Here is a 17,132-nt window from a genome sequence, read left to right on the forward strand (position 1 = left end):
TCACTTCCGGCTGAAGACCGGGCCCGTCCCGGTCGGGACGAGCAGACCACGCTCCACCGTCAGCGCATCGGCCAGCTCCAGCGGCGGGTCCTCGTCGCCTCCGCACAGCACGACACCGCTTTCGTCGGGTGTGAGCAGCACCTGGTCGCCCCGCAGGTCCCAGCGGCCCGGAGCCTGTGAGCACGTGTCGGTGACGACGTACCGGTTGTCGTCCGTGAGCGTCAGGATCAGTCGGCGGCCCGTCTCCGGGACCGGCTCGGAGACCCAGGCACCGAGCACGGGCAGGGTGTCCCCCGGCTCGCCGACCCCGGTGGAGCCTGTCTGCCCCGGGTAGGGCTCAGGTGACTGGAGCCCGCATCCGCCCAGCAACGCTCCCACCAGGACGAGGACCGCGAGGGAGCGCATGGGCCCCAGTTAACGGCCGGAACGAGTCACGGTCAGCGGCTCGAACGGACCATCTTTTTCATTGGAATGCGAGCAACTTTCACACCAGTCGCAGCGGCACCTCAGGCCCGGGTGAACGTGGGCCCGGCGCCCTCGGGCACCAGCGTGTCCCCGTCGACCGTGAGCGCGGGCGGCAGCTCCACGGCCGCGTCACCGCCGCACTGCTGACCTGCGCCCTGGTCGGGAGTCAGCACGACCTGACCGCCGGCCAGCTCCCACCGGCCCGTCAGCTCGAGGCACTCGTTCTCCGCGACGTAGGTGTTGTCGTCGGACAGCGTGAGCATGACGGTGCGCCCGGACTCCAGCGGCTCGGACTCCCACAGGCCCAGCACCGGGAGCGTGTCCTCGGGCTCCTCGATCTCGGACGTCTCCGTGGTGGCGAGCGGATCGCTGTCGTCCGCGCACCCGGTCAGCAGGGTCAGGGCCAGCAGCAGGGCGGCGAGGAGGCGCATGCGTCCACGCTAACCGCCGTCCCGTGCTCCGTGGCACCAGCACCTGATCTCGATACAGCGTCTCGCTGCGCTCGCCGCCACTCGATCACCGGTGGCGAAACGCCGTCGCGCTGTGCTCGATCACCGGTGGTCGAGTGCCGCGAGGAACGAGCGGTGTATCGAGACCGCGATCAGGACCCCGGTGGTCGAGTGCCGCGAGGAACGAGCGGTGTATCGAGACCGGAGTCAGGGGGTGATGGCGGCGCGGGCCAGGGCCGCGGAGGTCGCGGGGTCGCTCATCCAGAGCGGCTGGACGCGCACGTCCCAGCCCTCGGCCGCGAGGGCGGGAGCCAGCGCGGCGTCCTCCTCGGCGACGAGCCACGTGTCGAGCACGCCCCCCGCGGCGCGACGGCCGTAGAGGCGGGCGACGGCGTCGGCCGACGTCTCGACCCCGATCGCGGCCAGGCACGCGTCGGCCATGCCGCGCACCACCTTCCCGCCGATGATCGGCGAGATCCCCACGACCCGGCGCGCGTCGCCCAAGGCCACGCGGATGCCGGGCACCTGCAGGATCGGGCCGATCGACACGACGGGGTTCGACGGCGCCAGCACGACGACATCGGCGCCGGTGATCGCCTCGACGACGCCGGCTCCCGGCGTGGCCGCCTCGATCCCGGGGTTCGCGAACGCCACGGCGCGCAGCGAGGCGCGGTGGCGCGTCCACCACTCCTGGAAGTGCAGGCGGTCGCCGCCCTCGACGACGACGTGGGTGTCGACCTCGGCGTCGGTCATCGGCAGCAGGCGCGCACCGATCGGCCAGCGGGCGCTCAGCCGCTCGGCCACCTGGGAGGGGGTCAGACCCTCGCGCAGCCACCCCGTGCGCGCCAGGTGCGTGCCGAGGTCGAGGTCGCCGAGGGTGAACCACGGCCAGCCCGCGCCCCACGCCCGCAGCTCGGCGCTGACGCGCTCGGTCTCGTCGGCGCGGCCCCAGCCACGCTCGGTGTCGTTGACCCCCGCCAACGCGTACAGGATCGAGTCGATGTCGGGCTGCAGCCGCACGCCCGAGAGCCACAGGTCGTCGCCGGTGTTGACGACCACGGTGATCTCGTCATCGGCGCCGAGCGCACCCCGGAGGCCCGTGACGAATCGTGCTCCGCCGACGCCGCCGGCGAGCACCGTGACGCGCATCAGCCGCCCGTCCGGAAGAGGTCGTCCTCGAGCGGGCGGATGATGCTGCGCGCTCCGGGGAGCGCGAGGTCGCCCACGAGGTCGCCACGGCCGCGCACGACGGCGACGGGCACGTGGCCGTCCTTGGGCTTGACCAGCTCGGCGGCGCCGCAGAGCTCGTCGGCCACGCACGGCATCGTCACGGCGAGGGGGCGCCCGTCGGCGTCACGCCCGGGCTGCTCGAACAGGCGCACCCCGGCCGCGCCGATCGCGACGTCGGTCTGGCCGAGTCGCCACGGGCGACCCAGGGTGTCGGAGACGAGGACGCCCACGTGAGCGACCTCGCGGAGGCCCTCGGCGATCCGGCGGGCCGACGCGTCGGGGTCCTCGGGCAGCAGCAGGACCTGGCCCTCGGGCACGTTGCTCGCGTCGATCCCGGCGGCCGCAGCCACGATGCCGAGACGGTTCTCCACGATGCGGACCGCGCCGCGCTCGGCCACGACGCGCACGGTCTCGGCCTCGATCGCCGCCTCACGGTCGGCGGCCGGGACGAACCGGCCCTCGGCCTTGCTGACGATCTTCGAGGTCACCACGACGATGTCGCCGTCGGCCAGCGAGGCGTGCGTGCGGATCAGCGCGGCGAGGTCGTCCCCGGGACGGATCTCGGGCAGGCCGGCGATCCCGAGAAGGGTCAGCATCGGTGGGTCAGGCCGCGTCGGTCTGGTTCCGGCGCCAGCGGATGCCGGCCTCGATGAACTCGTCGATCTCGCCGTCGAGGACCGCCTGGGTGTTGCCGGTCTCGAACTCGGTGCGCAGGTCCTTGACCAGCTGGTACGGGTTCAGCACGTAGTTGCGCATCTGGTCGCCCCAGGAGGCCTGGACGTCGCCGCGCAGCTCGTCGAGGTGGGCGCGCTCCTCGGCCTTCTTCAGCGCGAGCAGCTTGGCCTTGAGGATCACCATCGCGCTGGCCTTGTTCTGCAGCTGGCTCTTCTCGTTCTGGCAACTGACGACCACGCCCGTGGGGATGTGGGTCAGGCGCACGGCCGAGTCGGTGGTGTTGACGCTCTGGCCGCCCGGACCGCTGGAGCGGTAGACGTCGACGCGCACCTCGTCCTCGGGGATGTCGATGTTGTCGGTCTCCTCGAGCACCGGCACCACCTCGACCGCGGCGAACGAGGTCTGGCGGCGGCCCTGGTTGTCGAACGGGCTGATCCGCACGAGGCGGTGGGTGCCCGCCTCGACCGACAGGGTGCCGTAGGCGTAGGGCGCGCGGATCGCGAAGGTGGTGGACTTCAGCCCCGCCTCCTCGGCGTAGCTGGTGTCGTAGATCTCGACGGGGTACTTGTGGCGCTCGGACCAGCGGATGTACATGCGCTGGAGCATCTGGGCGAAGTCGGCGGCGTCGACGCCACCGGCGCCGGAGCGGATCGTCACGAGGGCCTCGCGCTCGTCGTACTCGCCCGAGAGCAGGGTGCGCACCTCGAGGCTGTCGATGGAGTTCGCCAGGCGGTTGATCTCGGACTCGGCCTCGGCCAGGGAATCGGCGTCGCCCTCCTCGGCACTGAGCTCGAGCAGGACACCCACGTCCTCGAGGCGCTGGCGCAGGTTGGCGACCCGCTCGGTCTCGGCCTGGAGCACCGAGAGCCGCCCGGTGACGCGCTGGGCGTTCGCCTGGTCGTCCCACAGGTCCGGCGCGCCGACCTGCTCCTGGAGGTCGGCGATCTCGACCTGCATCTTCGGCACGTCGAGCACGCGCTCGATCGACGTCAGGGTCGTGTCGAGCTGTTTGATCCGGTCGTTCAGGTCCGTGGTGGCCACCTGTCGAGGTTACCGCTGCGGGCCTTGCCGGGTGCTGTCGACCGCCCGGCGGGACGGCCGATTCAGAAACCCTCGGTATCTGGAGTGATTCACGTCCCATCGGCCCCGCCCGTTCGGCATGATCCCAGCGGGGGAATCGATCATCGAACCGGAGTCGACATGACGAACGAACGCATCGCCGCCACCGCTGCCGGCGTCGAGCTGGGCCTCCTGGTGTTCCTGCTCGTGCCGCATGCGGCAGCGCTGGGCACCGCACTCACGTTCGCCCTGGCCGTCGCGTCCACCCTCGTGGTGGCCGTGACCGCGCGCGTCGTCATCGCCCGGTTCGGGGCGGACGACCCGTGGCGCGACCTCGGCCTGGACCCGGCCTGGGACCTGTCGCTGAGCGAGCTGTCCGCCTGACATGCCAACGGCGGGCCGTCTCGAGGGGGACGGCCCGCCGTATCTCCGCCATGCTTCCCCAGCCGCAACGCATCGCGGATGGTGAAGAAGACGTCCGTCTGGTCGGTCAGACCCACGACGTTCGCGGCCCGCGGCCCGTACGCCGCGATCCTCAGCTGCGAGCCGGTGTGCTGCTGCGAGCCGGCCGCGGCGCTGGTGGCGTAGTTGATCGTCATCGGCTGGCCGTCCTGCGTCAGCAGGTTCACCGTGGCGCCGGGGGTGACCGACCCCGCCTCGACGATCTGGCTGGTGTGCGCGTGGTCGGCGGTCACGATGACCGTCGTGTTCTTGTCCTTCTTCGCGTAGTCGAGCGCGACCTTCACGGACTCGTCGAGGTCGAGCGTCTCGCCGATCTGGCCGCAGGCGTCCGAGGAGTGGTTCCGCTTGTCGATGCTGGCTCCCTCGACCTGGAGGAAGAAGCCCTTGCGGCTCCGCTGGTCCAGCAGCTCGATCGACTTCTTCGTCAGGTCGGCCAGGCCGGGCAGCGAGTCGGTGCGGGCCGGGTTCTCGGTGCACGCGACGGGCGCCTTCTTCCCACCGTCGGCCGTGGCAGCGGGACCGGTCCAGCGCACCGGGAAGTTGCCCGGTGCGAACAGGCCCAGCAGCGGCTGGTCCTGGTCGGCCCTCTTCACCTTCGACAGCGACGCGAGGTCGTCGACGAGGCGGTAGCCCCGCTGCTGCGCCTGCTCGCGCAGCGTCCTGCCCTGCCAGCGTCCGGCCGTCGCGGTCTCGGCGAACGTGGCCGCGCCACCACCGAGGGTGACGTCGGGACGCGTGTCGAGGAGCTGCTCCGTGATGCTGCCGGCGCCGCCATTCTCCTTGGCGTTCGTGGGGCAGGTCTTCGTGGTCGCCGCGGGTCCGTAGCAGCTGCGGGCCGTCACGTGTGCGACCTGCACGGCCGGCGTCGCGTCCTGGATCTCCGCCGTGGAGACGTTGCCGGTCTTGTAGCCGGCCCGCTTCGCCAGCTCGAGCAGCGTCTTCTGCGGCTTCCCGGCGATGTCGACGCTGACCGCGTTGTCGTAGGTCTTGGTACCGGTGGCCCAGGCCGAGCCGGTGGCCGCGGAGTCGGGGACGTAGTCCGGCTTGCCCTCCTTGGTGAGCGAGTACGTCGTGTACTGGCCGGTCAGCGGGAGGCGGTCCAGGCCGGGGAACGTTCCCGCCGCGCCGTGGACGTAGTTGCGGGCGCTGGTGATCTCGGAGTCGCCCATCCCGTCACCGATGATGAGGATGACGTTCTCGGGGCGGCTGCCGTCGATGGCCTTCTTGACGGCTTTGGTCTGGTCGCCCGAGAGACGGGCGGCGCCGCCGTGGCGGCTGAGGTCGCGCTCGGCGGTGGCCACGGAGCCGACCACTGCTCCCCCGAGGAGCAGTGAGGCGGTGCCGAGGACGACCACGCTGCGGGTGCTGGTGCGTAGGTTCATGCCGTCAGCCCACCGTGGCCGGGTGACGCCCGGGTGAACCGCGGCCGAAGTCGGGCGGTCCACTTCGGGCACGCCGCCTAGCGCGCGGCCTCCACGAGGCGGGTGGGGAGCTCGGGGGCCGGGTCGCCGTCGGCGACCTGCCCGATGACCGCGAGGGTCGTGAAGTACGCCGCGCACGAGAGCACGAGCGCGGTGCGCCGGATCTGCTGCCACGTGTATCGGTTCATGTCTCCAGCGCAACCGACGCAGGTGAACCCCTCGCCAACGAGGATCGACGAACGCACGGACATCGGTCGTCGGCCGCGGGCCCGCCGGGGGGCATGATGGTGGCCATGGACGCTCCCAGGCCGATCACCCCGCCCGGTTGGTACGACGACGGGCATGGCCAGCTGCGCTGGTTCGACGGATCGGAGTGGACGCAGCACACCGCTCCCCTGAGCCGGCCCGCGGCGCCCCAGCCCCCGGCGCGGCCCGCGGTCCAGCCGCGCGCCCAGGTGCGAACCGAGGACCTCGTCCCCGTGAAGCGCTCGAAGCTGGTCTGGATCCTGCCGATCGTGTTCGTGGTGGCCGCCCTCGTCGGCGCCCTGCCGGCGATCGCGCTGTGGAGCTCGGGCGCATTCGACTCCGAGCCCCTCGAACGCACGTACGCCGACTTCAGCCGGGCGGAGGCGAGCCAGGACTGTGCGGCACTCGTGGCCGTCACGACGCAGAGCTTCCGCGACGACCTGTACGACGAGCCGTTCACGTGCGCCTCCCTGGCCGCCCGTCCCCCGGTCTCTCGCGAGGGAGACCCGATGTGGGGCGTGCGGTTCGGGCCGATCGGGATTCTCGTGGTCGAGGAGACCGGCGCTGACGACGTCGATGACTACGACGACTTCTCCAGCTCCGAGACCTACACGTTCATCCGCGAGGACGGCCGCTGGAAGCTGGACAGCAGCGACTGATCCCCACTTGCCACGGCGCGCGATCGGGGTGATCGTGGAGTCATGGTGTGGGGGCACCTCCGAACGAGGATCGCGCTGGTCGCGGCGGCCGTGGTGGGCGCCGGCGTGCTGGTCTCCGCCTCCGCACCGGCCCACGAGCCTGCGAGGAAGCCCCTAGCCGTGGCCCCGCTCGCCACCGCGGTCGTCGCTCCGCAGGTCGTCCAGGCCGCTGCCACCGCGCGGCCCCGCTGCTTCGGTGCCGCGTCGATGGCCAAGAAGCGGTGCCACAACCCCGCGCTCAAGGGCAAGCTGATCCAGCGCCCGGGCATCGCCAAGCGCGAGACCGCGCAGTACCCCGGCAAGCAGTGCTACCAGAGCGGCGTCCAGCAGATCCGCCTCAACCGGGGCTGCACCTTCGGCACCCGGGCCGCCGGCCGTCCGCACGTGATCCTCGTGGGCGACTCCCATGCACGCGCGATCATGCCCGCCTTCGTCGAGATGGCCCGGGCCGGGCGCATCTCGCTGGAGGTGCAGGTGCGCGGCTCGTGCTCCTGGACGACGTCACGGGTGAACCACCCCGACAAGTCCCGCGTCCGGCCGTGCACGCTCTACCGCAAGAACCTCCAGCGCTGGTTGCTGAAGCAGGCGCCGCGCACCGACGTGGTCGTGACGACCGGGTACGCGCGTCAGGTGTCGGGCAGCGCGAAGTCGCAGGTCATCAAGATGCGCGCGCTCTGGCGGCCGGTGATCCGCAAGGGCGTGCGGATCGTGGCCATCAGCGACAACCCGCGCCTCAAGGGCGAGCCGCAGAAGTGCCTCGTGAAGTACGGCGCCATCCGCGGTGCGAGGAAGTGCGGCGTCTCGACGAAGGCGGGCCTCTCGCGCGACCCGTTCCTGCTGACCGCGAAGAAGACCCGCGGCGCCACGGCCCTCGACCTGCGGCCCCGCTTCTGCAAGAAGGGCTTCTGCCCCGCGGTGATCGGCGGCGCCAACGTGTACCGCGACCACACGCACATCACGGTGACCTACGCCGAGACGCTCGCGCCCGTCCTGACCGGCAAGTTCCGCGCCATGCGGATCATTCGCTGAGCCCTGACGATCACGGCGCGGCGTCGAAGGCGTCCAGGACCTCCTTCTTGATCCGGCCGCGCTCACTCACCTCGTAGCCGTTCTCCTTCGCCCACGTCCGCACGTGGGCGAGCTCCTCCGGGCTGCGACCCGATCCGGATCCGGCGCTGCCGCTGCGGCGCGCGGAGGTACCGCGCGACGGTGCCTTGCGCGCGGCCTTGACGTAGGTCTCGAGCGAGGCGCGGAGGGCATCGGCCTCCTTCTTCGTCAGGTCGATCTCATAGCTGGTGCCATCGAGGGCGAACGAGACGGTCTCTCCCTTGCCGTCCTGGATCTCCTCGCCCGAGATGTCGCTGGAAAGAATGGTGATCACGCGCTGCGCCATGATTTCTCCCTTTTCGGCATGAATTCTTCGACGAAAGGCGAATATCGCCCACTCATCATCAATTCACCTTAGCGAGATCACCCTTCTTCTTTGTGGACTAAACAAAGGCAAGGATTCGGAAAAGTGAAAGAAGTCATCCCGATTCGCTCATTGGCAGTCCTTCGCAGAGGTCGGGCGATCTCGGCGGCGGCGTGCAGCCGTACGGCAGGTGCACCACCGCGGCGGCATCGAGCCCGGTGGTGCGGAAGACGTCGTTTTCACCCGGTCCGGGCGCGACCTCGATGCGGCCACGCTCGCCGTCGGCCGTGCTGTAGGTGAGCTCGAGCCTCCACGAGCACGCACACGCGGTGGCCCGCGCGAGCACGTCGACGAACTCCAGGTCCGACCGGGTCACCTCGAGCGACCTCGGCTGGCTCTCCCGGCCGGTCACGGGATCGAGCCACACGACCTTCTCTTCGTCGAGCGACACTGCGAGGTACGAGACGTCGGCCGCCCCACCCTTGTCCCCGGTGAACCAGTAGCCGGCGAGCGGCGGCTGTCGGTCCTGCATCTTCACCGCGAACTGATGGATGGTCACCGGCTCGTCGGTGGCTGCGCGCAGCTGGAGGCGGAACAGCGTGGTGGCCGCGTCATAGACGACTGGCGCGCCGACCGCCTCCATCGCCGCCTCACCGCCGCGCGCCGCGATGTGGGCCGCCGCGTGCGTCTTCACCTCCGGGGCTTCGGGGGGCCAGACGTGCTCGCCGCGGTGGTCGGCCTCGACCATCGAGTCGAACTCGTCGGACTGCAGCACGGTGACCTGCAGCGGATCGCGGCCGGCGACCTCCTGGGCCTGCGACCAGATCCCGGGACCGAAGTAGGACACCGCCCACGCGGCGACGATCGAGGCGAGCCCGGCCGCGATCACCTTCACCCGGCGCGTGAGGCCGAGCGAGGATCCGGCCTCCTCGTCGGAGCGCGACGGTGCTCGGCCCGACCGACTCCTGCGCCGCCTCGCCATGTCGCCCCCGACCGTGGCAGTTCCACCTGTCGCTCCAGCATGCGACCCGGAGCGGGCGACTGACAAGCGCGAGGGCGGCTAGTGCTTGAAGTGGCCCGTGGCGCGGGCGAGGAGGTGCTGCACCTCGCGGCGGTCAGCGGCTTCGAGGCGCGGGATGAGCCGCTCGGCGGCCCGGCCGGACACCGTGGTGACCGTGCGGCCCTGCCACGAGACGAGGACCTTGCCGTCCTTCGTCACGCGGTGGGTGAAGACGTCCTCGGCGAACCGGTTCCGGGCGTCCTCAACCATGGATCAGTGCTTCGGGGTGCCCTCGGCGGCGGGCAGCGGCATGCGCTGCGTGGCCTCGATGTCGTGATCCGCCTGGGGGGTCGCGGGCGGGATCTCCGGGACGAAGTGCGTGCTCTTGGCGTTGACCGCGGCGGCGAGGACCCAGATGACGACGTAGACGAGCGCCGTGCCGCCGATGAACAGGCCGATCCACTCGATGGTGGACAGGGCCGCCTCGTCCACGGGCCAGGACTCGGGGGCGGTGCTGGCCGAGGCCGGGGTCGCGGCAGCGACGACGGCGAGCAGGGCGGCGGTGACGGCGGTGATCACTCGGGCGGGGCTCATGGGTCCATCGTATCCACCGGCATCTGGGCGTGAACCCTCACCCGTAGGGTTGAGGGGTGGATTGGACATGGACGCCGGAGGACCTCGCCGGCTGGCTGCTGGACGTGCCCGGACGGGCCCTGCTCATCGTGCTCATCGCGATCGTGCTGCGCTGGCTCGCCCACCGGTTCATCAACCGCCTCACGGGGCGGGCCGCGAAGGGAGCGGTCCCGGGGATCCTCGCCCAGTCCAAGGCCGGCGTGTTCCTGGCCGACCTGCGCACCGGCTCGAGCGAGCGCCGCCGTCAGCGCGCCGAGACGATGGGATCGCTGCTGCGCAGCATCGCCTCGGGCGTCATCTGGAGCATCGCGTTCGTCATGGTGCTCGGCGTCTTCGGGCTGCCGATCGCCCCGCTGCTGACCGGTGCCGGAGTGGCCGGCGTCGCGCTGGGCTTCGGTGCCCAGACCCTCGTGAAGGACTTCCTCTCGGGGATCTTCATGATCCTCGAGGACCAGTACGGCGTGGGCGACGCCGTCGACGTCGGCGAGGCCGTCGGCACCGTCGAGGCCGTCGGCCTGCGCGTCACGCGGCTGCGCGACGTCAACGGCACCGTCTGGTACGTCCGGAACGGCGAGATCCTGCGCGTCGGCAACCACAGCCAGGAGTGGGCGCGCACCGTGCTCGACGTGACCGTCGCCTACGACTCCGACCTCGAGCTGGTCCAGCGGATCCTGCGCGAGGAGGCCCACGCGCTCGCCACCGACTCCACGCTCTCGGCCGTCATCATCGAGGAGCCCGAGGTGTGGGGCGTCGAGCGCTTCGACAAGGACGGCGCCGTCGTGCGCACCGTGCTCAAGACCGCTCCCCTGCACCAGGCCGACGTGGGCCGCGCCCTGCGCAGCCGCGTGCTGCGCCGGTTCGACGAGGCCGGCGTCCGCATCCCCTCCACCACACTTCCGCCCTCGGGAGGCACCGCATGACCGAACAGCCGCAGCAGGAGACGTTCTACGAGGCGATCGGCGGACGCGCGACGATCGAGCTGATCGTCGACGTCTTCTACCAGGGCGTCGCGCAGGACGAGGTGCTCCGGCCGATGTACCCCGAGGAGGACCTCGGACCCGCGGCCGAGCGCCTGACGATGTTCCTCGAGCAGTACTGGGGCGGCCCGACCGAGTACTCGCAGCGCCGCGGGCACCCGCGGCTGCGGATGCGGCACGCGCCCTACGCCGTCACCGAGGACGGTCGCGACCGCTGGCTCAAGCACTTCCGCGAGGGCCTCGACGCGGCGAAGCTCGACCCCGAGCACGACGCCCAGTTCTGGGCGTACGCGCAGCACGCCGCGAACTTCATGATCAACTCGCCGAGCTGATCAGCCCATCGCCGCGGCGAGCGTCTCGCGCTCGGCGTCGGTGAACGTCCGCGAGGACTGCGTGGCGGCGTCGAAGCCCACCAGCACCGCGAGGGACGAGGCGAACGCCTGACCGTCGGAGCCCAGCTGGGCCTCGATGGTGAAGGACGCGTTGCCGACCCGGCCGACACGCGCCGTCGACTCGAGCCGGTCCTGCGGCGTGATGGGGCGGTGGTAGCGCGCCTCCACGCTCGCGACGACGAAGTTGCCCGGGGTGGCCCGCGTCAGCACGCCGTTGATGAACGGGACGCGCGTCTCCTGGAAGAGCTCGAACACCTGCGCCTCGTTGACGACGCCGGTGGCGTCGAGATCGGTGCGACGCAGCGCGATCGCCCCCGGCTGGGCCGCCTCGTGGAGCGGACCCCCGGCGGCCAGGCCGCCGTAGGTGACCTCGACGGTGGCGAACACGGCGTCCGAGTCGGCCAGGCCGATCGACTGCAGGACCCGGTTCTCCTCGATGCTGCTGGTGACCACGACGGGACGCCGGCCCAGCAGCAACGGGCGCTTGAACTGGATGGACATCTCGCCGATCGGGCCCTCGGGCAGCCGCGGGATCGCGGCTCGCGCGTTCTCCGCGTACTTGAGGTAGACGACATTGTTGACGTGGTTCAACGAGTCCAGGTCGGCCCAGCGCATCGGGATCTCGTGGCGGTACTCGGTCACTCGGGCATCCTGCCACGCGGCCTTCGCGCGGCCGGGCCGTGGTGACCGATAACCGTCAGGCGCCGAGCGTGTCGTCGATCTCGACGACCGGGTCACCCTCCTGGACGATCTGGCCCTCGGTGACCAGGATCGTCGCCACGTGCCCATGAGCCGGAGCGGTGACCGGGATCTCCATCTTCATCGACTCGAGGATGACCAGCGGGTCGCCGGGACCCACCTGGTCGCCCTCGCGGGCGAGGATCTTCCAGACGTTGCCGACGATCTCGGCCTTCGCGTCGATCATCGGTGCTCCAGCAGGCGCAGCGAGGCGACGAGGCGGTCGCGCGTCTCCTCGGGGTGGATGACGTCCTCGATGATCCCGGCCTCGGCCGCCACGTAGGGGCGGGCGACGTTCTCGCGGTACTCCGCGGCGAGCTCGTCGCGCAGCGCGGCGGGGTCCTCGGCGGCGGCCAGCGCGCGACGGTGCAGCAGGCCCACGGCTCCGCCGGGGCCCATCACGGCGATCTCGGCGTTGGACCAGGCCCACGCGTGGTCGGCGCCCAGCGAGGTGGAGCCCATCGCGATGTAAGCACCGCCGTAGGCCTTGCGGACCACCACGGTCAGGCGCATCGACTTCTTCGCCTCGACGTAGGCCTTGAGCACCTTGGCGCCCTGCGTGATGATGCCGCGGCCCTCCTCGACCGTGCCGGGCAGGAAGCCGGGCACGTCGACGAGGGTGATGATCGGGATGCCGAAGCGGCCGCAGAACTCCACGAAGCGGGCGATCTTGACCGAGTTCTTGGAGTCGAGGATGCCGCCGCGGACGGCGGGCTGGTTGGCGACGACGCCCACGGGGCGCCCCTCCACGCGGCCGAACAGCGTCAGGGCGCTGCCGGCGTACTCGGGCGAGAGCTCGAGGCGGGCTCCGTTGTCGAGCACGCCGTCGATGACCTGGTGCATGTCGAAGATGACGCTGGCCTTCTCGGGCACGACCTCGGGCAGCGCCTCGGCGGCGGTCTGGTTGACCGGCACGGGGGCGGTCACGGGCAGCACGCCGTCGGCGTTCGAGGGCAGGTACGACAGCAGGTGGCGGACCGACTGCAGCGCGTCGAGCTCGGTCTCGACCTCGAGGTGCGCCACGCCGCTCGTGCGCGTGTGCATGCCGGAGCCGCCGATCTCGTCGGCCGTGGCGTCCTCGCCGGTGGCGGCGCGCACGATGTCGGGGCCGGTCAGGAACATGTGGCCGTGGCCCTTGACCATGACGGTCCAGTCCGTCAGCGCGGGCGAGTAGGCCGCGGCGCCGGCGCACGGGCCGAGGATCACCGAGATCTGCGGGATGCGCTGCTGCGCCTCCACGTTGAGCGCGAAGATCTCGCCGCAGCCGTGCAGGGCGAGGATGCCGTCGGGCACCCGGGCTCCGCCGGAGTCGTTGACGTAGACGATCGGGAAGCCGCGCTCGATCGCGAAGCGCTGGGCGCGGCAGATGGCCTCGGCCATGACCGCACCGATCGCGCCGGAGGCGATGGCGGCGTCGTGGCAGGCCACGACGACGGGACGGCCGTCCACCAGGCCCCAGCCGGTGATGACGCCGCTGCCCGCGCCGGGGGTGGCCGCGCGGAGCGGGGCGAGCTCGACGAAGGTGCCTTCGTCCATGAGCAGCTCGGCGCGCTCGCGGGCGGTGTGCACCCGGGCGCCGCGCGGCTCGACGCGAGCGAACCGCTCCCGTCGACGGGACTCCAGTCCCGCGCGCGGGACCGCTCCCGCGGTGGTCGTCTGCGTCGTCAGCCGGTCGTCAGAAACATGAGGCATTCCTCGACTATAGCCGAAACGTGAGGATTCCCTCATATTCATCCACGGTGTTTTCGATGTGACCTTTCGCACCTGAGGTGCGTGCGATACGGTGACTAAGCAAGCGCTTAGACACCCAAGGAGACCGCACGTGTCCGAACCCCGTACCGCCATCATCACCGGAGCCGCCCGTGGCATCGGCGCCGGAATCGCCAAGCGATTCGCCGCCGACGGCTTCAAGGTCGCCGTCCTCGACCTCGACGAGTCCGCCTGCCAGACCGTCGTCGACGAGATCGTCGCGGCCGGCGGCCAGGCCCTCGCCGTCGGCGCCAACGTCGCCGACGCCGACGCCGTCGAGGCGGCCGTTTCGAAGGTCGCCGAGGAGCTCGGCGCGCCGACCGTGCTGGTCAACAACGCCGGCGTGATCCGCGACAACCTGCTGTTCAAGATGACCACCGACGACTGGGACCTGGTCATGGACGTGCACCTCAAGGGCTCGTTCCTCATGACGAAGGCCGTCCAGAAGCACATGACCGAGGCCAAGTACGGCCGCGTCGTGAACCTCTCCAGCACCTCGGCGCTGGGTAACCGCGGCCAGGCCAACTACTCCGCCGCCAAGGCCGGTCTGCAGGGCTTCACCAAGACCCTCGCGATCGAGCTGGGCAAGTACGGCGTCACCGCCAACGCGATCGCCCCGGGCTTCATCCAGACCGACATGACCGCCGCGACGGCCGAGCGCATCGGCGTACCGTTCGACGACTTCATCGAGTACGCCTCGAAGGAGATCCCCGTGCAGCGCGTCGGCCAGCCCGAGGACATCGCGCACACCGCCGCCTTCCTGTGCAGCGAGGGTGCCGGCTTCGTCTCCGGCCAGGTCATCTACGTCGCCGGCGGACCGAAGGACTGACGTGACCGCTCCTGACGTCGTCCAGGGACTCGACCTCGAGGCCCTGCGCACGTGGCTCGACGCTGAGGCCCCCGGGGAGCTCCCGGGGGCGCTCAGCGCGTCGCTCATCACCGGTGGCAAGTCCAACCTGACGTACGCCGTCACCAACGGCGAGCGCGACGTCATCGTGCGCCGCCCGCCGCTGGGACACGTGCTCGCCACCGCCCACGACATGGGTCGTGAGCACCGCGTGATGGCGGCGCTGGCCGGCACCGCCGTCCCCGTGCCGCGCATGATCGCGGAGTGCACCGACGAGTCGGTCATCGGCGCGAAGTTCTACGTCATGGAGCGCATGTCGGGCACCGCCTTCCAGCGCGCCAAGGACCTCGAGGTCATCGGGGCGGAGCGCACGCGCGCCGTCACCGAGCGCCTCGTGGACACCCTCGCCGACCTGCACGCCGTGGACTACGAGGCCGTCGGCCTGGGCGACTTCGGTCGCCCCGACGGCTACCTCACGCGCCAGGTCGCCCGCTGGAAGAAGCAGCTGGACTCCTCGCGCTCGCGCGAGATCGAGGGCATCGACGAGCTGGCCGAGCGGCTGACGAGCTCGGTGCCCGCGACGAGCGAGAGCACGATCGTGCACGGCGACTACCGTCTCGACAACGTGCTCGTCGACACCGAGGACGGCGACCGCATCACCACCGTCCTGGACTGGGAGATGAGCACGCTCGGCGACCCGCTCACCGACGTGGCCGTCATGCTGGCCTACCAGCACCTGGCCCTGAGCGCCGGGCCGTCGAGCGGTCAGGTCACCGACGCGCCGCAGGCGCCCGGGTACCTCTCCCCCGACGAGGTCGTCGACCGGTACGCCGCGCGATCGGGACGGGACGTCAGCGAGCTGGGCTTCCACCTGGGGCTGGCGTACTTCAAGCTCGCGGTCATCCTGGAGGGCATCTACTTCCGCCACGCGGCCGGTCAGACGGTGGGTTCGGGCTTCGACGGGATCGGCGCCATGATCGATCCCCTCGTCCAGCACGGACTTCACGCTACTTCCAAGTAATTCACGGGTAGTCTGGCGCGCGTGATGGCCGCCCAGATCCTCGAACCTCGCCGACGTCCCACGCAGGAGCGCAGCAAGGTCAAGTTCGACAGCCTGCTCCAGGCGTCGCGCGACGTGCTCCTCGACGTGGGCTTCGAGTCGTTCACGTGCGAGGAGGTCGCGCAGCGCGCCGGACTACCCATCGGGACCCTCTACCAGTTCTTCGCGAACAAGTACGTCATCGTGTGCGAGCTGGACCGGCTGAACGCCGTGGCGATCCAGTCCGAGCTCGACAAGCTGGCCGCCGAGCTGCCCACGCTCGACTGGCTCGTGCTGCTGGACCGGCTGGTCGACCACATGAGCCAGCTGTGGATCAACGATCCCTCCCGCAGCGCCGTCTGGTACGCCGTGCAGTCCACGCCGATCACCCGCGCCACGGCCGAGGTCACCGAGCAGCAGCTGGCCGCCCGGGTGGCGCACGTCCTGGCGCCCCTCACGCCGGGCACCCCGCGTGACCGCCGCAAGATCATGGCCGAGGTCCTGGTGCACATGTCGTACTCGATGCTCAACTTCTCGGTGCGCGACCTGCAGGAGCACGACGAGGCCATCATCGAGCTCAAGCGCCTGCTCGGCACCTACCTGCTGGCTGCGGAGGCCGGAGCCACCTGAGCGGCGTCAGAGCTCGGCCAGGACGCGGCGCTCCTCGTCGTCGGTGAGGCCGCAGCGGCGGGGCTGGGTGCGGGTCGCCTCCCAGGCCAGGACGTCGGCCAGTGTCTCCTCGAGCGGGCGCGTCGTCAGGCCATGCGCCCGCGCACGGCCGGTGTCCATCGTGGCGAAGCCGCGCCACGCGGGGTCGTCGATCCACAGCGGCAGCGTGGCCGGACCCATCCAGTCGCCGACGCCCAATTCACGCAGGCGCTCGATCGGCACGGGCCGTGGTCGCGCCGTCGACGCCGCGACCCGGGCGGCCACCTGCAGGACGCTCTGGAGGTCGGTCGTGGGGCCGGTGGCGTTGAACGTTCCCTCGACCCGTCGCTCGGCGAGGCCGACGATCCAGGCCGCGAGGTCGCGGACGTCGACCATGGCGCACGGGAAGTGCAGGTCGTCCGGGACCACCACCTCCGGGCCCACGGGGTGCGCGAAGCGCCACGGCCAGTAGCCGCTGCGGCCCGACCAGTCCCCCGGCCCGGCGATGAGCCCGGACCTCACGACGGCGGCCGGCCCGGCGGCCAGCACCGCCTGCTCGCAGGCCACCTTGGCGGCGCCGTAGTCGTCGTCCGAGGACATCGTGTCGGCCGCGAGCGGCGCCAGGGTGGCGGCGTCCTCGGACTGCTCGAGCGAGGAGAAGTCGGCGTACGCGTTGCCGCTGGAGACGAAGACCCGGTGATCCGCGGTCAGGTCGCGCACGGCGCGTCGCACGTGGCCCGGCTGCCGCGCGACGTCGATGACGACGTCCCACCGCCCGCCCGCGAGAGGCGCGAGACCGTCGTCCTGGTCGCGGTCGATCCGCACGAAGGCGGCCCCGGCGGGCGGCTCGGCCGACCCGCGCGCGGCACACGTCACGCGGTGCCCCCGCGCGAGCGCCGACCGGGCGATCTCATGGCCGAGGAAGGCGGTGCCGCCGAGGACGAGGAGCTCCATCGCCCCAGCCAACCGCCGTCTTCGCCTCGGGGGAAGGCC

Annotated in this window: 22 protein-coding genes; 7 read left to right on the forward strand and 15 right to left on the reverse strand. The window is 71.1% G+C overall.

The genetic code is table 11. From position 1 onward, the window contains the following. From H1W00_RS00215 to H1W00_RS00245, 7 genes are all read right to left on the reverse strand, one after another. Positions 1-405: a hypothetical protein gene (locus H1W00_RS00215; RefSeq protein ID WP_181752561.1), complete on the reverse strand. Its 405-nt coding sequence runs from the start codon at positions 403-405 to the stop codon at positions 1-3. Between the two features lie 101 nt (positions 406-506). Further along, the gene (locus tag H1W00_RS00220; protein ID WP_181752564.1) at positions 507-896 is read right to left on the reverse strand and encodes a hypothetical protein; all 390 of its coding nucleotides are present in this window, start codon (positions 894-896) and stop codon (positions 507-509) included. 225 nt (positions 897-1,121) lie between these two features. After that, positions 1,122-2,063, reverse strand: a complete 942-nt coding sequence (gene cofD, locus H1W00_RS00225; protein ID WP_181752566.1) for a 2-phospho-L-lactate transferase — start codon at positions 2,061-2,063, stop codon at positions 1,122-1,124. Then, the gene (gene cofE / locus H1W00_RS00230; protein ID WP_181752568.1) at positions 2,063-2,740 is read right to left on the reverse strand and encodes a coenzyme F420-0:L-glutamate ligase; all 678 of its coding nucleotides are present in this window, start codon (positions 2,738-2,740) and stop codon (positions 2,063-2,065) included. Before cofE ends, cofD begins: the two co-directional genes overlap by 1 nt. Positions 2,741-2,747: 7 nt before the next feature. Continuing rightward, complete coding sequence (gene prfB / locus H1W00_RS00235) at positions 2,748-3,860, reverse strand: peptide chain release factor 2 (protein ID WP_181752569.1); 1,113 nt, start codon at positions 3,858-3,860, stop codon at positions 2,748-2,750. Between the two features lie 140 nt (positions 3,861-4,000). Beyond that, on the reverse strand, positions 4,001-5,722 hold the full coding sequence (gene phoA / locus H1W00_RS00240; protein ID WP_181752572.1) for an alkaline phosphatase: 1,722 nt from the start codon (positions 5,720-5,722) through the stop codon (positions 4,001-4,003). A gap of 77 nt (positions 5,723-5,799) precedes the next feature. Beyond that, positions 5,800-5,949, reverse strand: coding sequence for a hypothetical protein (locus tag H1W00_RS00245; RefSeq protein ID WP_181752573.1), 150 nt, complete (start codon positions 5,947-5,949; stop codon positions 5,800-5,802). A gap of 105 nt (positions 5,950-6,054) precedes the next feature. Here H1W00_RS00245 and H1W00_RS16210 point away from each other — a divergent pair, with 105 nt between their 5' ends. Continuing rightward, a complete protein-coding gene (locus tag H1W00_RS16210) occupies positions 6,055-6,666 on the forward strand; it encodes a DUF2510 domain-containing protein (RefSeq protein ID WP_206679939.1) in 612 nt (203 codons plus the stop codon). Between the two features lie 42 nt (positions 6,667-6,708). Beyond that, the gene (locus tag H1W00_RS00255; protein ID WP_181752575.1) at positions 6,709-7,734 is read left to right on the forward strand and encodes an SGNH hydrolase domain-containing protein; all 1,026 of its coding nucleotides are present in this window, start codon (positions 6,709-6,711) and stop codon (positions 7,732-7,734) included. A 10-nt stretch (positions 7,735-7,744) separates the two neighbouring features. Here the strand turns inward: H1W00_RS00255 and H1W00_RS00260 are convergent, their stop codons facing one another. The 4 genes from H1W00_RS00260 to H1W00_RS00275 form a co-directional block, all read right to left on the reverse strand. After that, a complete protein-coding gene (locus H1W00_RS00260; RefSeq protein WP_181752577.1) occupies positions 7,745-8,098 on the reverse strand; it encodes a histone-like nucleoid-structuring protein Lsr2 in 354 nt (117 codons plus the stop codon). Between the two features lie 133 nt (positions 8,099-8,231). Next, complete coding sequence (locus H1W00_RS00265; RefSeq protein ID WP_181752579.1) at positions 8,232-9,098, reverse strand: hypothetical protein; 867 nt, start codon at positions 9,096-9,098, stop codon at positions 8,232-8,234. Positions 9,099-9,176: 78 nt separating this feature from the next. Beyond that, positions 9,177-9,386 (reverse strand): hypothetical protein, encoded by a 210-nt coding sequence (locus H1W00_RS00270; protein WP_181752581.1) that lies wholly within the window; start codon positions 9,384-9,386, stop codon positions 9,177-9,179. Positions 9,387-9,389: 3 nt separating this feature from the next. Next, on the reverse strand, positions 9,390-9,710 hold the full coding sequence (locus H1W00_RS00275; protein WP_181752583.1) for a hypothetical protein: 321 nt from the start codon (positions 9,708-9,710) through the stop codon (positions 9,390-9,392). Positions 9,711-9,766: 56 nt separating this feature from the next. Here H1W00_RS00275 and H1W00_RS00280 point away from each other — a divergent pair, with 56 nt between their 5' ends. Then, positions 9,767-10,669 (forward strand): mechanosensitive ion channel domain-containing protein, encoded by a 903-nt coding sequence (locus H1W00_RS00280; RefSeq protein WP_181752585.1) that lies wholly within the window; start codon positions 9,767-9,769, stop codon positions 10,667-10,669. Then, a complete protein-coding gene (locus H1W00_RS00285) occupies positions 10,666-11,058 on the forward strand; it encodes a globin (RefSeq protein WP_181752587.1) in 393 nt (130 codons plus the stop codon). Before H1W00_RS00280 ends, H1W00_RS00285 begins: the two co-directional genes overlap by 4 nt. On the opposite strand, the gene H1W00_RS00290 is transcribed toward H1W00_RS00285, so the two are convergent. From H1W00_RS00290 to H1W00_RS00300, 3 genes are read right to left on the reverse strand one after another with little or no spacing between them, the layout of a single operon-like run. Then, on the reverse strand, positions 11,059-11,760 hold the full coding sequence (locus H1W00_RS00290; protein ID WP_181752589.1) for a thioesterase family protein: 702 nt from the start codon (positions 11,758-11,760) through the stop codon (positions 11,059-11,061). Between the two features lie 55 nt (positions 11,761-11,815). Next, entirely contained in the window at positions 11,816-12,043 is a 228-nt protein-coding gene (locus H1W00_RS00295) for a biotin/lipoyl-binding carrier protein (RefSeq protein WP_181752591.1), read from the reverse strand. Then, on the reverse strand, positions 12,040-13,548 hold the full coding sequence (locus H1W00_RS00300; protein ID WP_181752593.1) for an acyl-CoA carboxylase subunit beta: 1,509 nt from the start codon (positions 13,546-13,548) through the stop codon (positions 12,040-12,042). The genes H1W00_RS00295 and H1W00_RS00300 overlap by 4 nt, the downstream gene beginning before the upstream one ends. A gap of 130 nt (positions 13,549-13,678) precedes the next feature. On the opposite strand from H1W00_RS00300, the gene fabG reads away from it, so the two are divergent. The 3 genes from fabG to H1W00_RS00315 are packed head-to-tail and all read left to right on the forward strand — an operon-like array spanning position 13,679 to position 16,121. After that, a complete protein-coding gene (fabG, locus tag H1W00_RS00305; protein WP_078700180.1) occupies positions 13,679-14,434 on the forward strand; it encodes a 3-oxoacyl-ACP reductase FabG in 756 nt (251 codons plus the stop codon). Position 14,435: 1 nt separating this feature from the next. Next, positions 14,436-15,473 (forward strand): phosphotransferase, encoded by a 1,038-nt coding sequence (locus tag H1W00_RS00310; RefSeq protein ID WP_181752595.1) that lies wholly within the window; start codon positions 14,436-14,438, stop codon positions 15,471-15,473. A 24-nt stretch (positions 15,474-15,497) separates the two neighbouring features. Further along, positions 15,498-16,121, forward strand: a complete 624-nt coding sequence (locus H1W00_RS00315; RefSeq protein WP_181752597.1) for a TetR family transcriptional regulator — start codon at positions 15,498-15,500, stop codon at positions 16,119-16,121. Between the two features lie 6 nt (positions 16,122-16,127). On the opposite strand, the gene H1W00_RS00320 is transcribed toward H1W00_RS00315, so the two are convergent. Next, positions 16,128-17,093: an NAD-dependent epimerase/dehydratase family protein gene (locus H1W00_RS00320; protein WP_181752599.1), complete on the reverse strand. Its 966-nt coding sequence runs from the start codon at positions 17,091-17,093 to the stop codon at positions 16,128-16,130. Positions 17,094-17,132: the final 39 nt, after the last annotated feature.

This window comes from Aeromicrobium phoceense (genome assembly GCF_013868155.1).
GTDB lineage: Bacteria > Actinomycetota > Actinomycetes > Propionibacteriales > Nocardioidaceae > Aeromicrobium > Aeromicrobium phoceense.